Origin of the sequence: Bacillus sp. 7884-1, from assembly GCF_002272245.1 — a bacterium.
Lineage (GTDB): Bacteria > Bacillota > Bacilli > Bacillales > Cytobacillaceae > Neobacillus.
In genome coordinates, this window is the sequence record NZ_NPDD01000050.1 from 1 (window position 1) to 1,505 (window position 1,505).

A 1,505-nucleotide genomic window follows, 5' to 3' on the forward strand; every position below is an offset into this window, starting at 1 on the left:
AAAAACCATTACGATCCGCAATGAACACCATTCCGTTATAGAAGCTATTGAACGCCAAATGTACCATTACTCTTATCATGTTGGGCAAATCATTTATATAGCGAAACATTTAAAATCTGGTGATTGGAAATCACTAACGATTCCTCGAAAAAAGTAAATATGTGCATTACTTAAATATCCTACTGCTAATTGCAGATTGAAAGCAATTCTCAATAAGGAGAATTGCTTTACTTTGATATGATTCTATCCAATATCCATTTCATTTTCTCTTCTTAAGATACTTATCACCATTCATCCCAATATAAAAAGACATACTCTGGTTCATGCTCTTTTTTCAACTCATCAATGCTTGCTAATATATCCAAAGTGTTCTGTTTATTCGTACGTAAAGTATTACTAGGTTTCTGTTTTAACCCCTTTTCATCCATGATATACACTCTCCTTTTCAGCTTAGTTTGTGTCCTTCCCTTCTTCTTATTCTTGTTTTTGCAAGGAATGTAATCAGGTGAAATATTCAAAATAAAGACGAAAAATGGAATCTATTATGAAAATTAGCTTACCCAGTTCACTCTAATATGTAAGTCTTATGTTGCTTTGTTTATTTCACACGTGCAAATAGCGGCTAAAGGAAACGAACATTAAAAAGATTTTGTTTGTATAAGAGAACATATTGTGAAATATTTCACTTAAAGTAACGGTGCAGGATAGTTGAAGAAAGAAAAAGAAAAATAGGGCTCAAACAGATGGTATTAAATAGTAAAATATAGAGACTAGACAAATAAGGGAGGGGAAGAAGATTGTCCGTCTGGAAAGCGTACGCTATTACAATTCTTGAAATATTAGTTTTTTTAGTTATTGGTTTTATTCTAACTGAAAACGTATTAAGAACGATTTATGAGAATTTCGGTATTAGTTTTATGGGGAACGTATGGGTTAATTGGTTCGGAGTCTCATATCTTCTGTTTTTTCTTTATACAATTATCCGTGGGCTATTTATTAATAAAAATAACAACTTGTTAAGGGAACGTATAACCTCTATTGTCTTTTGGGTGCTTTTTATTGGCTCTGTTTATGCTATTTTAATTCCTTTTGTGAAAGGAGAAAATCCATTCTAATTCAACTAACTGGGTGCTTGAATTCAAAAGGGTTGCATTAAGTTAATGGAAAAGCAACCAAAGACAGTGAATGTATAATTATTTAAATTGTTGAATAAATATTCATTATATGTTAATATAATAATAGTTTAAATTCTTCGAGTTTAGACCTCCTAAAATGGACTTAGTCTAGACCACTAAGTTCAACTTTGACCTTTGATTTTATAGATCAAAGGTATTTTTTTGTTTGGATATTGTTGTAAATTGTCACTCATTCTACATAATTCTTGATTTAAATTGAATATAGTTTTGTGAAATTTTGTACTTAAACTAACGGTGCAGTTTTATGGAAGAAGGAGTTAGTGTAATATTTGTAGAAGTTTAAAAAGTTACAAACGATTGGGTTTGAGG

The 1,505-nt window shown here is 30.6% G+C and carries 3 protein-coding genes; 2 read left to right on the forward strand and 1 reads right to left on the reverse strand.

Features of this window, described 5'->3' with window-relative positions:
• A partial coding sequence (locus CHI06_RS06505) for a DUF1572 family protein (RefSeq protein ID WP_142300932.1) occupies nucleotides 1-157 on the forward strand: 157 nt, incomplete at its 5' end.
• Between the two features lie 127 nt (nucleotides 158-284).
• On the opposite strand, the gene CHI06_RS29670 is transcribed toward CHI06_RS06505, so the two are convergent.
• Entirely contained in the window at nucleotides 285-428 is a 144-nt protein-coding gene (locus CHI06_RS29670; protein ID WP_179292548.1) for a hypothetical protein, read from the reverse strand.
• 369 nt (nucleotides 429-797) lie between these two features.
• On the opposite strand from CHI06_RS29670, the gene CHI06_RS06510 reads away from it, so the two are divergent.
• Nucleotides 798-1,115, forward strand: a complete 318-nt coding sequence (locus CHI06_RS06510; protein WP_095247614.1) for a hypothetical protein — start codon at nucleotides 798-800, stop codon at nucleotides 1,113-1,115.
• The last annotated feature ends 390 nt before the right edge of the window (nucleotides 1,116-1,505 follow it).